This is a genomic window from Photobacterium sp. Ph5 (assembly GCF_022129445.1).
Classification (GTDB): Bacteria; Pseudomonadota; Gammaproteobacteria; order Enterobacterales; family Vibrionaceae; genus Photobacterium.
The window spans coordinates 41,489-58,640 of record NZ_JADQAQ010000020.1 but is presented as its reverse complement, the minus strand read 5'-3'; the positions used below and the strand labels follow the sequence as shown (position 1 = coordinate 58,640).

Annotated in this window: 14 protein-coding genes; 5 read left to right on the top strand and 9 right to left on the bottom strand. The window is 42.4% G+C overall.

From position 1 onward, the window contains the following. Nucleotides 1–3: 3 nt before the first annotated feature. The 5 genes from gspG to gspC are packed head-to-tail and all read right to left on the bottom strand — an operon-like array spanning nucleotide 4 to nucleotide 6,155. On the bottom strand, nucleotides 4–447 hold the full coding sequence (gene gspG, locus I3259_RS09845) for a type II secretion system major pseudopilin GspG (RefSeq protein WP_238029460.1): 444 nt from the start codon (nucleotides 445–447) through the stop codon (nucleotides 4–6). Nucleotides 448–466: 19 nt separating this feature from the next. Beyond that, a complete protein-coding gene (gene gspF / locus I3259_RS09840) occupies nucleotides 467–1,693 on the bottom strand; it encodes a type II secretion system inner membrane protein GspF (RefSeq protein ID WP_238029459.1) in 1,227 nt (408 codons plus the stop codon). Continuing rightward, entirely contained in the window at nucleotides 1,693–3,195 is a 1,503-nt protein-coding gene (gspE, locus tag I3259_RS09835) for a type II secretion system ATPase GspE (RefSeq protein ID WP_238029458.1), read from the bottom strand. Before gspE ends, gspF begins: the two co-directional genes overlap by 1 nt. After that, a complete protein-coding gene (gspD, locus tag I3259_RS09830) occupies nucleotides 3,195–5,219 on the bottom strand; it encodes a type II secretion system secretin GspD (RefSeq protein ID WP_346015695.1) in 2,025 nt (674 codons plus the stop codon). Before gspD ends, gspE begins: the two co-directional genes overlap by 1 nt. Nucleotides 5,220–5,267: 48 nt before the next feature. Beyond that, nucleotides 5,268–6,155, bottom strand: a complete 888-nt coding sequence (gspC, locus tag I3259_RS09825) for a type II secretion system protein GspC (protein WP_238029457.1) — start codon at nucleotides 6,153–6,155, stop codon at nucleotides 5,268–5,270. Nucleotides 6,156–6,437: 282 nt separating this feature from the next. Between gspC and hslR the strand changes: the two genes are divergently transcribed. From hslR to I3259_RS09805, 4 genes are all read left to right on the top strand, one after another. Next, complete coding sequence (gene hslR / locus I3259_RS09820; protein WP_238029456.1) at nucleotides 6,438–6,848, top strand: ribosome-associated heat shock protein Hsp15; 411 nt, start codon at nucleotides 6,438–6,440, stop codon at nucleotides 6,846–6,848. 166 nt (nucleotides 6,849–7,014) lie between these two features. Beyond that, nucleotides 7,015–7,893 carry an Hsp33 family molecular chaperone HslO gene (gene hslO, locus I3259_RS09815; protein ID WP_238029455.1) on the top strand — a complete coding sequence of 293 codons (879 nt, stop codon included), beginning with the start codon at nucleotides 7,015–7,017 and terminating at the stop codon, nucleotides 7,891–7,893. Nucleotides 7,894–8,208: 315 nt separating this feature from the next. Continuing rightward, complete coding sequence (pckA, locus tag I3259_RS09810) at nucleotides 8,209–9,840, top strand: phosphoenolpyruvate carboxykinase (ATP) (protein ID WP_238029454.1); 1,632 nt, start codon at nucleotides 8,209–8,211, stop codon at nucleotides 9,838–9,840. A gap of 183 nt (nucleotides 9,841–10,023) precedes the next feature. Continuing rightward, nucleotides 10,024–12,018, top strand: coding sequence for an AsmA family protein (locus I3259_RS09805; RefSeq protein WP_238029453.1), 1,995 nt, complete (start codon nucleotides 10,024–10,026; stop codon nucleotides 12,016–12,018). Here the strand turns inward: I3259_RS09805 and I3259_RS09800 are convergent. The 3 genes from I3259_RS09800 to I3259_RS09790 are packed head-to-tail and all read right to left on the bottom strand — an operon-like array spanning nucleotide 11,970 to nucleotide 14,294. Continuing rightward, a complete protein-coding gene (locus I3259_RS09800) occupies nucleotides 11,970–12,893 on the bottom strand; it encodes a bifunctional GNAT family N-acetyltransferase/hotdog fold thioesterase (RefSeq protein WP_238029452.1) in 924 nt (307 codons plus the stop codon). The two genes, I3259_RS09805 and I3259_RS09800, sit on opposite strands and share 49 nt — an antisense overlap. A gap of 58 nt (nucleotides 12,894–12,951) precedes the next feature. Next, a complete protein-coding gene (gene dtd / locus I3259_RS09795) occupies nucleotides 12,952–13,389 on the bottom strand; it encodes a D-aminoacyl-tRNA deacylase (protein ID WP_238029451.1) in 438 nt (145 codons plus the stop codon). After that, the gene (locus tag I3259_RS09790) at nucleotides 13,386–14,294 is read right to left on the bottom strand and encodes a virulence factor BrkB family protein (protein ID WP_238029450.1); all 909 of its coding nucleotides are present in this window, start codon (nucleotides 14,292–14,294) and stop codon (nucleotides 13,386–13,388) included. Before I3259_RS09790 ends, dtd begins: the two co-directional genes overlap by 4 nt. 176 nt (nucleotides 14,295–14,470) lie before the next feature. On the opposite strand from I3259_RS09790, the gene I3259_RS09785 reads away from it, so the two are divergent. Next, nucleotides 14,471–15,109 carry a DUF2959 domain-containing protein gene (locus tag I3259_RS09785; protein ID WP_238029449.1) on the top strand — a complete coding sequence of 213 codons (639 nt, stop codon included), beginning with the start codon at nucleotides 14,471–14,473 and terminating at the stop codon, nucleotides 15,107–15,109. Between the two features lie 171 nt (nucleotides 15,110–15,280). Here the strand turns inward: I3259_RS09785 and typA are convergent, their stop codons facing one another. Then, nucleotides 15,281–17,107 (bottom strand): translational GTPase TypA, encoded by a 1,827-nt coding sequence (gene typA / locus I3259_RS09780; RefSeq protein WP_238029448.1) that lies wholly within the window; start codon nucleotides 17,105–17,107, stop codon nucleotides 15,281–15,283. Between the last annotated feature and the right edge of the window lie 45 nt (nucleotides 17,108–17,152).

Genomic DNA, 17,152 nt, shown 5'->3' with positions numbered 1-17,152 from the left:
TTATTACTTCTTGTTGTAATCCAACATGTTCCAGTTGCCGATGTCGGTATTCACACCGTCACCACCTTCTTGGCCATCGGCGCCTAAACTAAAGATATCAACCGCGCCATGTTCACCCGGTACCACATATTGGTACTCATAACCCCAAGGATCTTTAGGTAGACGCTTAATGTAACCACCATCACGGTAATTACGTGGTTCAGGTGAAGAAGATGGTTTAGTAACCAATGCATCCAAACCTTGATCAGTTGTTGGGTATACGCTGTTATCTAATTTGTACATTTCTAAAGATTGTTCAAGCGCACTAATATCTGTCACAACTTTTTGTTGGTCAGCTTTTTCTTTGTTACCTAATAGATTGGGAACGACTAAACTCGCTAACACGCCCAAAATCACAATTACCACCATTACTTCTAATAGGGTAAAACCACGTTGTTTTTGTTGCATTAAAACCTCCGAAGAAAAACTACATCCCAACCATGTTGTTCAGTTCAATAATTGGCATTAAGGTTGCGATAACAATAAACATTACCACCCCAGCCATAGCGACAATTAATAATGGCTCAAAGACCCCTAGTGCCATATTAACAAGTGATTCAAAATCACGATCTTGGTTATCTGCTGCACGGGTTAACATTTGCTCTAACTCACCGCTTCGTTCACCACTCGCGATCATGTGTAGCATCATCGGTGGGAACAATTTTGTTTGCTCAAGGGATACTCGTAGGCTTCCCCCTTCACGTACATTATCTGCGGCAGATAAAATTTTCTTATTCACATACGTATTGGTCATGACATCAGAAGCGACCTTCATCCCATCCAGTAATGGAATCGCACTGGATGTACAAATCGATAATGTTCGCGCAAAACGTGAGGTATTTAACCCTCGTGCGACTTTACCAATCACTGGTACATGTAAGATGCCGCGATCCCACTTCATCCGATACTTTGGCTGCTTAAGGGCCGTTTTGATTAGAGCAATGATAGATATAATCACCACCACGACCACTAACCCCCAATGCTGAACAAAATTACTTGCTGCCAATAACACTTCGGTAATGGTTGGTAATTGTTGTCCCATTTGTACAAATTGATCGACAATTTTAGGTACCACCGTTGCCAGCAAAAATGCCACCACAGACACAGCGACAAGCGTTAACATGATGGGATAGATCATCGCTTGCTGTAATTTACTGCGCATTTGTTGACGGTTTTCGGTGTAATCAGCCAGACGATTTAAAATCGTATCTAAATGGCCTGACTTTTCACCTGCCGCCACCATAGCGCGAAAGAGCTGATCAAAAATATGAGGATATTCCGCCATACTATCAGCCAAGGTATACCCTTCGACAACTCGTGAACGCACTGCTAATAAAATGTTTTTCAACCGTGGCTTTTCGTTTTGCTCAGCGACCGCCTTGATACACTCTTCTAATGGCATTGAAGCTTGTACCAGTGTTGCTAACTGACGCGTGATCAGCGCCAACTCATTAGTACTGATCCCACGTTTAAAGCTGAACTGTTTACGCGTCGTGGTTTTACTGCGACTTTGACCAGACGTTTGGCTAACCTCTATCGGCACCATGCCTTTTTCGCGTAGCTGTTGGCGTACTTGACGAGCGGTATCCCCTTCAAGTACTCCTTTTTTCTGTCGGCCTTTGGCATCTAAGGCTTTGTATTCAAATGCCGCCATTAGCTCTCCTTCGTCACACGCATCACTTCTTCAAGTGTGGTGATCCCTTGACGTACTTTTGCTAAACCATCATCGCGAATACTTGGCGTATATTGACGCACGTATTTCTCAATCGCTTGCTCACCCGCTTCACCATGAATCAACTCCTGAACTTCTTCATCCACCAGCAATAGCTCATGAATACCTGTACGACCACGATAGCCTTTCTGGTTACAATGCTCACAGCCACTCGGGCGATACAACGTTAATGATTCAGATTCGGCTAGGTTAAATAGCTTTTTCTGTTGGCTATCAGCTTCATAAGGCTGACGACAATCTTTACATAGCGTACGTACTAATCGTTGGGCTAACACCCCGAGCAATGACGATGACACTAAGAAGGGTTCTATCCCCATATCACGTAAACGGGTGATCGCACCCACTGCGGTATTGGTGTGAAGGGTTGATAACACCATGTGACCCGTTAGCGATGCTTGAACAGCAATCGCTGCAGTTTCTAAATCACGGATCTCACCAATCATCACCACATCGGGATCTTGACGAAGAATGGCACGTAAACCACGCGCAAATGTCATATCAACTTTGCTGTTAACTTGCGTTTGTCCAATGCCATCGATATCAAACTCAATCGGATCTTCGACGGTTAAAATATTACGCTCGGCGCTGTTAAGCTCTTGTAAACCCGCATACAAGGTAGTGGATTTACCTGAACCTGTCGGACCCGTAACTAAAATGATACCGTGTGGACGCTCGATGATTTTTCTAAACGCTTGGTGATTTTCATCAGTCATACCCAGACTATGTAAATCAAGACGTGTCGCGTTTTTATCTAATAAACGCAGTACTACTCGCTCGCCATGAGAAGAAGGCATGGTTGATACACGTACATCAACCGCACGACCACCAATTCGCAGTGAAATACGACCATCTTGAGGAATACGTTTTTCTGCAATATCAAGCTTTGCCATCACCTTAATACGTGAAACAAGCAGCGGTGCCAATTTACGACTAGGCTGTAAGACCTCACGTAACATGCCATCGATACGAAAACGGATCGACAACACTTTTTCAAAGGTTTCGATATGAATATCAGATGCACCTTCTTTGATCGCTTCAGCCAACATGGCATTGATCAATTTGATAATAGGTGCATCGTCTTCTGATTCGAGCAAGTCTTCTGTTTCAGGTAAGTCTTCAGCAAGAGCAAAAAAGTCATCGCTATCAGAACCCAAATCTTGCATTAACTGGCGCGCTTCTGATGAATCACGTTGGTATGCTTCTGTTAACTTTTGCTCAAACTCACTGTCACTTAATGCGATGGGCGTAAAACAGCAACCTAGCACTCGACGTACTTCAGCAAGTACCGCAGCAGACAATTGTCCACTGAAATAGAGTTGCCATCCTTGCTCACCTGCCTCTACCACTACATGATGGCGCTTGGCAAAAGAGAAAGGTAATCGAAACGTTACCGTTGATTCTGTTTCTAAAAACCCATCAGCCATTAGCGTTGCTCCAACTGAGAAACAAAGGCACGCACTTCAGCCGGTAAATCCATATCTTCACCGTATTTTGGTAATACAGGCATATCAGCATCCATCAAACGCATACCTTTATCTGCTTGGTATAATTGCTGCGCACGAATATAGTTGTACTTGCGCTGAGTTAAACCGTCAGCACTCATTCCGTCACGTAGAATGGTTGGACGAATGAAAACCATTAGATTGGTTTTTTCGGTTTGGTTATTAGTAGAGCGGAATAATGCACCAAGAACGGGAATATCACCTAAAATCGGTACTTTTTGCTCAGACTCAAGGGTCTTCTCTTGCATTAAGCCACCTAGTGCGATCATGTTACCGTCTTTAACCAATACCGATGTGGTTAGCTCTCGCTTATCAAAACGAATATCAACGGCACCATTAGCATCAGCCACTTGTGAGACAACCTGTTCAATCTTCATTTGAACAGAGTCCCCTTCGTTGATCTGTGGGGTGACTTTAAGTTGAATACCGACATCCTTACGCTCAACCGTAGTAAACGGATTATCGTTATTAGAGCCTGTTTGTGAACCAGTCGTCACAGGGACTTCCTGACCAACCGATAAATTCGCTTCTTGGTTATCCAATACAGTGATATTCGGTGTCGATAGTACGTTCACATTTCGGTTAGACTGCACTGCCGTTACCAACGCTGTCCAATCGCCTAATGCAATTGCAGCTGCAGCCCCTTTCACACCGCCTAAGAAGGCAGCCATAGGTGCTAAGTCACCACTTTCTGTCGTTACAATTGGTGGCAACTGTTCACCTGTGTCAGGATTGGTACGGGTTTGTGTTGTCGTTTTATCTCTCGCAGCCTCTTGTGCCGACAATAAGCCGCCAATAGGTGCACCGCTGTTACCAAATTGGATCACACCACCGTCTTGCGAGCCCCATTGCACACCGAAATCGACACCGTCACCTTCTTGTACTTCCACAATCATGGCTTCAATATGGACTTGTGCACGACGAATATCTAATTGAGAGATAATCGACTCAAGTTTATTCATCACATCACTGGGGGCAGAAATAATCAGAGAGTTAGTGGCGTCATGAGCAGAAATCATGACTTCATCTTTGCTCGATTGACTCACTTGTGGCGTGTTACTCTTATTTGCCGCTTGGATATTTTCAGACACGCCTTTTAGCACATCAACCATATCGGCGGCTTTCGCGTATTTAAGGTAGATAACGCGACTATTACCGCTTGCTGCCATCTCTTTATCAAGCTTATGAATCAGAGCTTTTAAACGTTCACGAACTTTAGGATCACCAGAAATTAATACCGAATTTGTTCGCTCATCGGCCACCGCTTTCGGGATCAAAAAACCTGGGGTTGATTTCGCATCAGCACTTTTATTTAACGCCTCAACAATACGTACCATTTCAGGTGCCGAAGCATTATTCAGCGACACAACAGTCACGTCTTTATTACCAGCACGATCGACACGCTCAATAATATCCGCTAAACGGTTAACCACCGCAGCACGACCAGTGATCATAATGATATTGGCAGGATCATAGTGAACAACGTTACCTGCCCCCGCATTATCATTAAGTTGGCGCAGTAATGGAGAAAGCTCTCTTACCGACACGTTTTTAACTGCGATAACACGCGTAACCACAGCATCACCAGGTACATTACTGTCGTTAGCCCCTACCACGGGAATCGCAGAGGTTTTGGCATCTTTATCACGAATAACTTTGAGTACGCCATCTTCCATTTCTACAACAGCAAAACCATAGACTTCCAACACATTCAGGAAGAAACGGTAATATTGCTCATCATTAAGAAGATCATAACTACGCACGTTTACCTGACCACGAACCGCAGGATCAATGATGATAGTCTTATGTAATGAGCGCCCAACAATATTGATGAACTCTTGAATATCTGTCCCTTTGAAATTGGCACTTAGCTCATCAGCCATTGCCGAACTACAAAGCAAGCTACTTGCTAACCACAGGGCACTTTTACCCATTAATTTTTTCACAAAAAACTCCTGCGTTTTCGTCTTTTTTTGTCACGCAATGCACTGCTATTATTGCAGCTCAATGTGAATATCATGAACTTGACCGCCACGTTCAACCGTCAAGGTAAAATCCGTCGCTGAAGAAAGCTCAGCCCATAGTTTTGCCATCACACTTGGATCGGTCAGGCTATTGCCGTTGATCGCGACTGCCAAATCATTCGCTTTGAGACCAACAGAATCAAATAAAATTCGGTCTTTACCTGGATTAACTCGATATCCCTGTACTTCGCCATCTTTCTTCACTTGGGATAAACGAATATAACTAAATAAAGATTGAGGTTGAGCTAAGATTTTCTTTTTAATCTCAGCTAATTTAGAACTGTCGGCATTGGGTTTCGTGGATTTATCTGCGGTTATTTTTTGATTCGCTGGTTGAGATGATGTAGAAAATTTCAACCCTTCAAGCATTACGGTTTCATCACGACCACTATTACTAATAATAACGCGATCGTTAAACACCGCTTTTAAGGTCACACGGGTACCATCAATAACTTCATTAACGCCATAGGTATTCTGCTTACCGTTATTTGTAATCACGGCAAATGCAGATTGGGGATCACTACTCGCGACAACTCCGACTAGTTTCAAATTTAATCGGGTTTGTGGCGCATCTTTTTTTACCGTAGTTTCAACAGGCTTCGGCTGCGCGTTATATTGCCCAAATAGATTCATTGACAATAAGTTACCGACATTAACATCAGAGCCTGACGCCATCACTTTTACCGACTTCGCTTGCCAAGGCGCAACCGCCGCTGGGGGGGCTAATAACATCCACACAATACGACCAGAAATCCACGCTAAAATAACCACTAGTAGACACGTCAGTAGTCGAGTAAGTGTGCGCTGAGAGAGCGGGCGCTTTGTGGTCATCATGGGCAACCATGTAGGTACTTGCATAGTGGAAATCCATTCAATGAATATTGGGAGGAGTATTAACCTTCCCTATAATAAACAAGAGTTATAATAATCAGATTTTATGATCTCTTTTTAAAACCTTGAATGCTATTCATTATTTTAAAAAAAGGGAAAATTACTTAAAAGACTAACGATAATTTGTAATAAATTCCTAATTAATGATTGAAAACCCCGATTAACATCACCATTTATTAGAAATAAGTGATAGCTGACGCTATTAAAACAATGTGATATTTTATCGCCCCTTTGAATAAAGGAACCGTTATGGGTCAAGCGACATCCGAACTAAAACAGGTTCGTCTTGATAAATGGTTATGGGCTGCACGTTTTTATAAGACTCGTTCTGTTGCTCGCGCTATGATTGATGGCGGCAAAGTGCAATATAACGGGCAACGCTCAAAACCGAGTAAAATGGTTGAAATTGGCGCTGAAGTGAAATTGCGCCAAGGTAACGATGAAAAAACCGTTACCATCGAAAAAATCTCTGATACCCGCCGTGGTGCACCGGAAGCACAATTGCTATATCAAGAAACAGCACAAAGTATTGAATTACGGGAACGCCATGCACAAATGCGCAAACTCAATGCTTTTGATAGTCCGAGTCCGATCAAACGACCTGATAAAAAACAACGTCGTGACATCATGAGATTCAAAAACATCAATACATCAGAATAAAAGGTTGCCAGCCTTTATCAATTCATCACTGGTAATAGCAGAGTGCTTTATAACAAGTAAGCCAAATGCTGAGCCACATGAGTTCATTGAAATACTGGGTATAACGCATTTAGATGCACTACCAAATATGATGTAAGGTTGGCGCCACAGCTGGAGAAAAGAGAACATGACACAAGATTTTTTAAACCGTTACCTATTTGATGGCGTTTCAGTACGTGGTGAGTTAGTACAGCTAGGTGATACTTACCAACAAATCATCTCAAGCACTGACTACCCAGCACCGATCAAAACACTGTTAGGTGAATTATTGGTAGCAACAAGCCTATTAACCGCTACATTAAAGTTTGAAGGTTCAATCACAGTACAATTACAAGGTGATGGTCCAGTTAGCCTTGCCGTGATTAACGGTGATCAAAACCAAAAACTACGTGGTGTTGCTCGCTGGGAAGGCGATATCAAAGAAGACAGCTCTATCCATGATCTAATGGGTAAAGGCTACATGGTAATCACTATTCTTCCAACCAAAGGTGAGCGTTACCAAGGTGTCGTTGGTCTTGAAGGTGAAACCATGGCGGAATGTTTAGAGGCTTACTTTAAAAACTCTGAGCAGCTAAAAACACGTATCTGGCTACGTACCGGTGAGTTTGAAGGCCAACCGAAAGCTGCAGGTATGCTATTACAAGTAATGCCTGATGGTCAGGGTAGTGAAGGTGATTTTGAGCACTTAGAAACAATCACTGATACAGTTAAAGACGACGAGCTATTTAGCTTAGACGCGCAAGATCTACTTTACCGTTTATACCACCAAGAAGAAGTCAAAGTGTTCGAACCACAAGCTGTAAGCTTTGAGTGTGGTTGCTCACGAGATCGTAGTGGCTCTGCCGTTATTAGCCTTCACCCAGATGAGATTGAAAAAATCTTAGCGGAAGACGGTAAAGTATCACTGCATTGTGATTACTGTGGCACAGATTATGACTTCGATAGCATTGATATTGCAGCACTTCGTGAAAATGCTGGCAATGCTGACGAGAGCAACGTTCATTAATTCTCGCTTCGTATTAAGCTTGAAATATAATTACAAAGCCGGCATATATGTCGGCTTTTTCATATTAAAAACCAACATTCAAGCAAAAACTTGAAAGTGAACCACTAAAAACTGCTTCTTTTTTCACCAGAAATAATAATTCAACCCTCTAGCTTTCTGCTTTAACCGCCCTGTAAACTAAATAAAAACATCTAATTCACACTCTCATTAACCTTATAAAGATTAAGGTTATTTTATGATGTATATCCCTGATTTAGCCCTTTATGGTTGCTAGCATGGTTAATAGTTAAACAACATCTTACCCAAGGAGCGCCAATGAGCACGATGTGTGTCGATAATAAGGTTGCAACGAACATGGATTTATCCCGATACGGAATACTCAATGTTACAGATGTTATTCGTAACCCTTCTTACGAAATACTATTCGAAGAAGAAACGAAAACTGAGTTAAAAGGGTTTGAGAAAGGCATTGTCACCGAGCTTGGTGCTGTTGCTGTCGATACAGGGATATTTACGGGTCGTTCACCACAAGATAAGTTTATTGTAAAAGACGGTACCACCCAAGATACTCTGTGGTGGTCAGATCAAGGCAAAAACGATAATAAGCCACTGAGCCAGCGAGCATGGCATGATCTTAAATCTCTCGTAACAACGCAACTCTCTAACAAGCGTCTTTTTGTGGTAGATGGTTATTGTGGCGCTAATCCTGATACCCGTTTATGTATTCGGGTGATCACTGAAGTCGCTTGGCAAGCACACTTCGTTAAAAACATGTTTATTCGCCCCACAGAGGCTGAGTTAGCAACATTTGAGCCCGACTTTGTGATCATGAATGGCTCGAAGTGTACTAACCCTAAATGGCAAGAGCACGGCATGAACTCAGAGAACTTCACGGTATTTAACCTCTCTGAAAAAATGCAGCTTATTGGTGGTACATGGTATGGCGGCGAGATGAAAAAAGGGATGTTCGCAATGATGAACTACTTTTTACCCCTCAAAGGCATTGCCTCTATGCATTGCTCTGCCAATAAAGGGGAAAGTGGTGATACCGCCATCTTCTTTGGCTTATCTGGTACAGGTAAAACGACCCTATCGACCGATCCTAAACGGGCATTAATTGGTGATGATGAGCATGGTTGGGATGATAACGGCGTGTTTAACTTTGAAGGAGGATGTTATGCAAAAACCATCAACCTTTCAAAAGAAGCCGAGCCTGATATTTACCATGCTATCCGTCGTGATGCGTTACTGGAAAACGTAACCGTACGTAATGATGGTTCTATCGATTTTAATGATAATTCAAAAACAGAAAACACCCGTGTGTCTTACCCTATTTATCATATCGATAATATTGTAAAACCTATTTCAAAAGGTGGTCATGCCAATAAAGTGATCTTCTTATCGGCTGATGCATTTGGTGTATTGCCTCCAGTATCAAAGCTAACACCCGAGCAAACCAAATATCATTTCTTGTCAGGCTTTACTGCAAAACTGGCGGGCACTGAGCGTGGTATTACCGAGCCAACACCCACCTTCTCTGCCTGTTTTGGTAATGCATTTTTAACCCTCCACCCAACACAATATGCAGAAGTATTAGTGAAACGCATGGAGGCAGCAGGGGCTGAAGCTTACTTAGTCAATACAGGCTGGAATGGCACAGGTAAACGTATTTCGATCCAAGATACTCGTGGCATTATCGATGCGATTTTAGATGGTTCAATTGATAGCGCACCGACTAAGCAAATTCCTATTTTCAATTTAACCGTACCGACGGCATTACCCGGTGTCGACTCTGAAATTCTAGATCCTCGTGATACCTATACCGACCCACTACAATGGGAAAGTAAAGCCAAAGATCTTGCAAGTCGATTTATCGCAAACTTCGATAAATATACTGATACCGCAGAAGGCGAGTCTTTAGTCAAAGCTGGTCCACAGCTCGATTAAACCTCCAACAACCAAGCCCCTATTTGTAGGGGCTTTTTTATCTCTCACATCACGAATCTATTATAAATTCAAAACTATAACGTGCCTCAAATCCGACTCACATATCTTGCCAATTACTGATATTTGCGCCAATCTCATCATATAAGTAATAAAAATGTGTTAATGCCTTTCAGGGAATGAATTATGCGTTGGGTTATCAAACTTGTTGCTTCTGTATTACTGCTTGGCGGACTGAGTATCGCAGCACTGATCGTATTACTGCAAACCCGCTACGCAACCCCCTTACTCAATCACACCCTCGCCATTTTCTCTCACTATCAATTAGCTGAAACACAATTACACTATGATATAAAACAACCGCTACAAATAACGCTTCAACCACTAACCGTAAAAAAAGCGAATAAAACGTTATTGTCAGTTCACAGTATCACTCTCGAACTTTCATCACGTTCATTACAAACACAGCATCTAATTTTTTCTAACGTCATAATTGATGGGATCGATTTACATCATCAGCAATGGGATAAGTTTGAACATCTCTCTGTCTTTTCTATTGATCGTTTAGCGATAAATGATCTCTCAATAGTCACTCCAGCAATAACAATCAACCATGCACAACTTCAAATTGATAATTGGCAATATCGTGATCATCAACAACCTTGGTGGCAGCAATTTAGTGGACAGTTTCAATTAAGCGCTCCTCAAATAACATGGCACAATCAGACACTAGAAAATCTGTTATTAAACGGGACAAAACAGCAGCAGCACTGGCAACTAGCAGGTTTTTCAGGAAGATGGCAACGAGCGAACTTTAATGGCACCGCAGACTATAACCGTGACACCCAGTTATTAACGTTGGATCAACTCACGCTAACTAACCTTCGCATTCAACAATCACAACCATTGGCTGCATGGTCGCAATGGTTAGCAGATGCCATACCCGTTCGTCATATCATGATTAAACGTGCTGACATTCTAGACACCAGTATTGAACAACCTATTTGGGCTGCTGATGATATTAGTTTGTCATTAGAGAATTGGTCATGGCCTAACAGTTACTGGCAACAAGATAAGGCTCACTTATCTGTCAGTGCCAGTAATGCAAAATGGCACGATATCGTATTTGAACAACCGATCATTGAGCTGAATTTCATGCCGGAAAAGATCAACAGTCAGGGTATTTCGGCTCAGTTACTCAATGGCTATATGCGTATGGATGGAGAGATTTCACCTGACAAGGTCAAACTAAAAAAATTGTTGATATCAGGAATAAAAGGCTTTCTTCCTCCACAGTGGCTACATACGACAAAAACATTAACCTCAGGATTATCAGAGCTAACTATCGATAATCTTGATATCAATAACATACAATTGACGGCAACAGACACTCAGCTACCGTTTCAACTCGCAGGGATCAATATTGACGGTAACGATGTGGTATTAAAGCATCAACATCAATGGGGATTATGGCAAGGAAAGCTCGATACCAGCCTTGGCTTTGCCAGCATCAACCAAGTCGTTTTTACCGATCCTATTGCAGAAATGAGCAGCTCTAATGGCGACTGGACAATCAATAAATTTGTCTTACCTTTTACTAACGGCATGCTAACGGCAGATGCCAATATTCAATTAGCGCAACAAGGTCAGCCTTGGTCTATTTCTATCTCGAATGATAGTGTTCCCGCCGCTCTCATTTATCGTTGGTTCAAATTACCACTACCATTAAACGGTAAAATTGACGGTATATTACAAGCGCAAGGGCTCGCAAGTAACCGACAAAGTTTCAATTACAGCTTATCAGGGCAAGCAGATCTCACCTTTCGGGATATTCATTTAGATAAAGTGGTACCAACCCAATTACTTTCCCGTTGGAAAAAGAAAGAAAAATTACTCGGTACAGAATTAGATAACGATAATGAAAATAGCGATAGCAACACAGCATTAACTCTATTACCACTTAAGATTACTGCGGAAAGAGGAAAGATCACCATTCCAACTTGGCGTGCAAGCAACGATAATTTTAGCCTATCACTCACCAGCGATTGGGATCTAGCGATCCCAAAACAGCAACGACTTGAGTGGGTATTAAAGGAAGACTGCCAACAGGTTGATCGTCGTTGGCATGCAGATCAAACAGAAGTGAATTCGTTTTCAACGTGCAATGGTAAAATCAAATAAGTACCGGTAAAACTAGAAGCAATTTTGCCACCGCTATACACATTCACATCGACACTAATGCGACCTTTACGACCTTTCGCTAAGCGATCAATATCACCGCGTAAGTTTTCTATGGTACTCACCGCTTTAGGTCGCTCTGTCACAGGAGCTGAATAACGAATATGGCTATCAACCAAAATGATATTGCCTTCTAGCCCACGCTCTTTCAACAATAACCAAATAAAGCCCCAGCCCGCTAAGGTTGCCATAGTAAAAATACTCCCCGCAAACATAAACTCATTGGGGTTTAAGTTAGCATTAAACAGCGCACTCACTTCAAAGCGATAACCTGTGTATTGGTTGATTTTTATCCCCATTTTATCGCTGATCGGGATCTGCTGTTGCCACAGTGTTTGTAATTCCTGACACCATTCAGGATGACGTACGACTTCATTTAATGGCTCAAGATGTTTAAGCATTTGTTGGTGACGAACAGGGCCTCGCTCATCACTCAATTCACCTTCACTGGCAAAGCCATTTTTTAAATAAAATGGGATAGCATCTTCACGAGCATTACACACCATGCGCTTAGCACCGTCTTGCCTTGCTAGTGATTCTAGAGCCATTAAAATTAAGCCACCTAAACCATGGTGACGAACATCAGGATCAACCGCCATATAACGTACTTGTCCTTCATTATCAGGCGTTAGATATAAACGCCCAATCGCCACCACCTGATCACGATTATTGATGATCATACGATGTTCACTCAGTTCATCATACGCATCTCGTTCAGAGCCTTGTGGCATTTGCCAAGGTTCGCGCAACATCCGCCAACGAAAATGGTAATAGCTCGCCAACTGCTCGTCGGTTTGAGGCGTCACTAGTCGAAACATGAATTCCCTCTCTTTCCATTCTCGGTTTATGGTGTATCCCTAATGGTAAAGTACTTTTCTAGACTTGTAGCCAGAACGTGACTGGACCATCATTATTTAGTGCCACTTGCATATCGGCAGCAAAGATGCCGGTTTCAGTTTGAATATCGTTCACCTTACATTGTTCGACAAAATATTCATAAAGACGTTCAGCATCAACAGGTGCAGCCCCACTCGAGAAACCTGGACGCATACCTTTTTTGGTATCTGCCGCTAATGTAAATTGTGATACAACCAATACACTGCCGCCCGCCTGCTGTACGTTTAAATTCATTTTTCCGTCGTCATCACTAAAGACACGGTAACCTAGCACTTTATCACGCAGTTTTTGCGCTTTTACTTCATCATCACCTTTTTCAACGCCTAACAGTACTAACAATCCTTTGCCTATTGCGCCGGTGATTTGTCCATCAACCGTCACGCTAGCCTCTGTAACTCGTTGGATCAGTGCAATCATTTTTCTTCCTCTTTAAGGTTATGCGACGTGTCATCGGATTTTTGCTCAGTCAATGATAACTGATTCGATGGTTCCCAAAAACCACGCTCACCTAAGCTGGCAGTGATCTCTGCACCCAGTAAAACAATGCACCAACATAAATAAATCCAAACAAATAAGATAGGGATAGCCGCTAAAGCACCGTAAATCATCTGATAAGAATGAAAATGCGCGAGGTAAATCGCAAAACCTTTCTTACTTAGCTCGAATAAAATACTGGCACTTAAACCACCAATCAATGCATGACGGAATGTCACTTTACAATTCGGCACTAATAAGTAGAGCAATAAAAATGCCAAACTCGACATAAGAGAAGGAAACCAGCGTAAAGACTGCTGTAAAAGGCCGTGTAATGCTTGGTGTTCAAGTAATGCTAGTGAACCAAGGTAAGAGCTTATAGCGATACTAGAACCTAATAGAATCGGCCCTAAGGTTAGAATCATCCAATAGATCGAAAAAGAAATAACCCAACGACGTTTCTTTTTAATTCGCCAGATATAATTTAACGAGGTATCTATTGATGAAATCAACATCATGGCAACCACAAACAGCGCCGCAATACCGACAGCCGTCATTTTGCCAGCATTAGAAACAAACTCATTTAAATAAGTTTTAACGACCGCGCCAGCTGCAGGTACGAAATTCTCAATCACAAAGTTTTGTAATTGTTCGCCAAGTCCTGCAAATACCGGTACAGCTGACAACGCCGAAATAACAACAGTAATGAGCGGCACCAATGATAATAAAGTGACATAAGCCATTGAGCCTGCGGTAACCGTTAAACGATCATGATTCACTCGCTGGATTAAATAAGAAAAATAATCCATCATCAGATGGATTTTGGGACCTAATTGCAACTTCGCCATTGGTTTGTTGTCAGCCTTATAACTTTGTTCTATTAATCTTATACCTGTTGTGAAAAGGCATTCTTTTTTGTCTTCTCTCAACTCTTTATTTGCGTCTTATCAATCAATTCTCTCTTGTTAAAACAAACGTTAAGATTGATTTATTTCAGCGCAGCATGTCTTACTAGGAGCATAACATGCCTTATTTTCTTGCTATTTTACTTAGCGTTAGCTTACTTTCAGGCTGTCAATCAGCCTATTACTCAGCGATGGAGCAAGTCGGCGTCCATAAACGTGACATCATGGTTGATCGGGTAGAAGACGCCAACGCGGCACAAAAAAATGCACAGCAACAATTTACCAGCGCACTTGAAGGGCTAAAAGCATTAAATAACTTCAATGGCGGTGAGTTAGAAGCCGCATACAATGACGTTAATGATCAATACAAAGACAGTGAAGCAGCAGTAAATAAAGTAAAAGATCGTATCGCGGCGATTGAAGATGTAGCAGATGCGTTATTTGATGAATGGAATGACGAGCTTGCGCTTTATAAGAGTGCAACACTGAAACGTGATAGTGCAAACAAGCTACGCGCAACCAAAGTACAGTATCAAAAAATGCTATCTGCGATGAAACGCGCAGAGCAAAAAATGGAGCCTGTGTTAGATACTTTGCGTGATAACACGTTATATCTAAAGCATAATCTGAATGCTGCCGCCATTGGCTCACTACAAGGTGAGTTCAATTCACTGCAGCGAGAAATCCAACAAGCGATCCGCGATATGAACAGCGCCATTGCGGAATCTAACCGCTTTATTGGTCATCTAAAGAAATAAGCGATTCACAAAGTGAGTCAGCGCCAGTTGGCTCACTATTTCTTTTCACACTCCCCCAAGCACTACTCCACTTATCTTCAACAATCGAAGTTTTTCCATCCCCAAATACAACAATCCCCCGATTGTTACCAACCGAGGGATTGTTTAATAACTAATGAAATTAATCAGTAATTATTTTGTACGACCTGCACGCTTACGATCGTTTTCAGTAAGAAGTTTCTTACGAATACGGATGCTTTCAGGTGTAACTTCTACTAGCTCATCGTTATCGATGAATTCTAGTGCTTGCTCAAGTGTGTACTTGATAGCAGGAGAAAGAGTTTGCGCTTCGTCAGTACCAGAAGCACGAACGTTTGTAAGCTGCTTACCTTTCAGACAGTTAACTGTTAGGTCGTTAGAACGGTTATGAATACCGATGATCTGACCTTCATAAACTTCGTCTGCGTGCTCAGTAAATAGACGACCACGCTCTTGTAGGTTAAACAGTGCGTAAGTCAGTGCTTTACCTGTTGCGTTAGAAATCAATACACCGTTGTTACGTTGACCGATAGTACCGCCCTTGTGAGGACCGTAGTGATCAAACGTATGGTAAAGAAGACCTGAACCTGAAGTCAGTGTCATGAACTCAGTTTGGAAACCGATAAGACCACGAGAAGGCATCATGAAGTCCATGCGAACACGGCCCTTACCATCTGGTGCCATATCAGTTAGCTCACCTTTACGAAGACCGATGTTCTCCATGATACCGCCCTGGTGCTCTTCCACCACGTCGATAGTCACAGTTTCAAACGGTTCCATTAGCTGGCCGTCTTCTTCTTTAATGATAACTTCTGGACGTGATACTGCTAGCTCGTAACCTTCACGACGCATGTTTTCGATCAGGATAGATAGGTGAAGTTCACCACGACCTGATACACGGAATTTATCTGGGTCAGCTGTTTCTTCAACACGTAGTGCAACGTTGTGTACTAGTTCTTTTTGAAGACGCTCTAGGATGTTACGTGAAGTAACGAACTTACCTTCTTTACCAGCAAACGGAGAGTTGTTTACTTGGAAAGTCATAGTAACTGTTGGTTCATCAACAGAAAGCGGCGTTAGTGCTTCAACACAGTTTTGATCACAAATAGTGTCAGAAATCTTCAGCTCACCAAGACCTGTGATAGCAATGATGTCGCCCGCTTTCGCTTCTTCAACTTCATGACGCTCAAGACCTAGGTAACCTAGAACTGTACCTACTTTACCGTTACGCTTAGAACCATCAGCACCTACGATAGTTACTTGTTGGTTAGCTTTCACTGTACCACGAGTAATACGCGCAACACCGATAACACCAACGTAAGAGCTGTAATCTAGCTGAGAGATTTGCATCTGTAGTGGACCATCAACATCAACAGATGGCGCTGCAACGTTATCAACGATAGATTGGAACAATGGTTCCATGTTCTCGCCAGTTTCGCCTTCTTCAAGTGTCGCCCAGCCGTTCAATGCTGATGCGTAAACTACTTGGAAGTCTAGCTGTTCGTCAGTTGCACCAAGGTTGTCGAATAGGTCAAATACTTGATCCATAACCCACTCAGGACGTGCACCTGGACGGTCAATCTTGTTGATTACAACGATTGGTTTAAGGCCGTATGCAAACGCTTTTTGCGTTACGAAACGAGTTTGAGGCATAGGGCCGTCAACTGCGTCAACGATAAGCAATACAGAGTCAACCATAGACATGATACGCTCTACTTCACCACCGAAATCGGCGTGTCCTGGGGTATCTACGATGTTGATGCGATAGTCATTCCAGTTGATTGCTGTGTTCTTAGCAAGAATGGTAATGCCACGCTCTTTCTCGATATCGTTAGAATCCATCACACGTTCTTCGGCTTCGCCGCGACCCTCTAACGTGCCAGACTGCTGTAGAAGTTTATCAACCAGGGTAGTTTTACCGTGGTCAACGTGAGCAATAATTGCGATATTTCTTAATTTATCGATCGATTGATTAGACATTAGTTTCACATTCACTCAGAACATGCAGCATCTTCACTAGAGGCT

What these genes read in the sequence shown, in the direction of transcription:
- gspG (WP_238029460.1), bottom strand. Translation starts at nt 447, where the DNA reads ATGCAACAAAAACAACGTGGTTTTACCCTATTAGAAGTAATGGTGGTA.
- gspF (WP_238029459.1), bottom strand. Translation starts at nt 1,693, where the DNA reads ATGGCGGCATTTGAATACAAAGCCTTAGATGCCAAAGGCCGACAGAAA.
- gspE (WP_238029458.1), bottom strand. Translation starts at nt 3,195, where the DNA reads ATGGCTGATGGGTTTTTAGAAACAGAATCAACGGTAACGTTTCGATTA.
- gspC (WP_238029457.1), bottom strand. Translation starts at nt 6,155, where the DNA reads ATGCAAGTACCTACATGGTTGCCCATGATGACCACAAAGCGCCCGCTC.
- hslR (WP_238029456.1), top strand. Translation starts at nt 6,438, where the DNA reads ATGGGTCAAGCGACATCCGAACTAAAACAGGTTCGTCTTGATAAATGG.
- hslO (WP_238029455.1), top strand. Translation starts at nt 7,015, where the DNA reads ATGACACAAGATTTTTTAAACCGTTACCTATTTGATGGCGTTTCAGTA.
- pckA (WP_238029454.1), top strand. Translation starts at nt 8,209, where the DNA reads ATGAGCACGATGTGTGTCGATAATAAGGTTGCAACGAACATGGATTTA.
- I3259_RS09805 (WP_238029453.1), top strand. Translation starts at nt 10,024, where the DNA reads ATGCGTTGGGTTATCAAACTTGTTGCTTCTGTATTACTGCTTGGCGGA.
- I3259_RS09800 (WP_238029452.1), bottom strand. Translation starts at nt 12,893, where the DNA reads ATGTTTCGACTAGTGACGCCTCAAACCGACGAGCAGTTGGCGAGCTAT.
- dtd (WP_238029451.1), bottom strand. Translation starts at nt 13,389, where the DNA reads ATGATTGCACTGATCCAACGAGTTACAGAGGCTAGCGTGACGGTTGAT.
- I3259_RS09790 (WP_238029450.1), bottom strand. Translation starts at nt 14,294, where the DNA reads ATGGCGAAGTTGCAATTAGGTCCCAAAATCCATCTGATGATGGATTAT.
- I3259_RS09785 (WP_238029449.1), top strand. Translation starts at nt 14,471, where the DNA reads ATGCCTTATTTTCTTGCTATTTTACTTAGCGTTAGCTTACTTTCAGGC.
- typA (WP_238029448.1), bottom strand. Translation starts at nt 17,107, where the DNA reads ATGTCTAATCAATCGATCGATAAATTAAGAAATATCGCAATTATTGCT.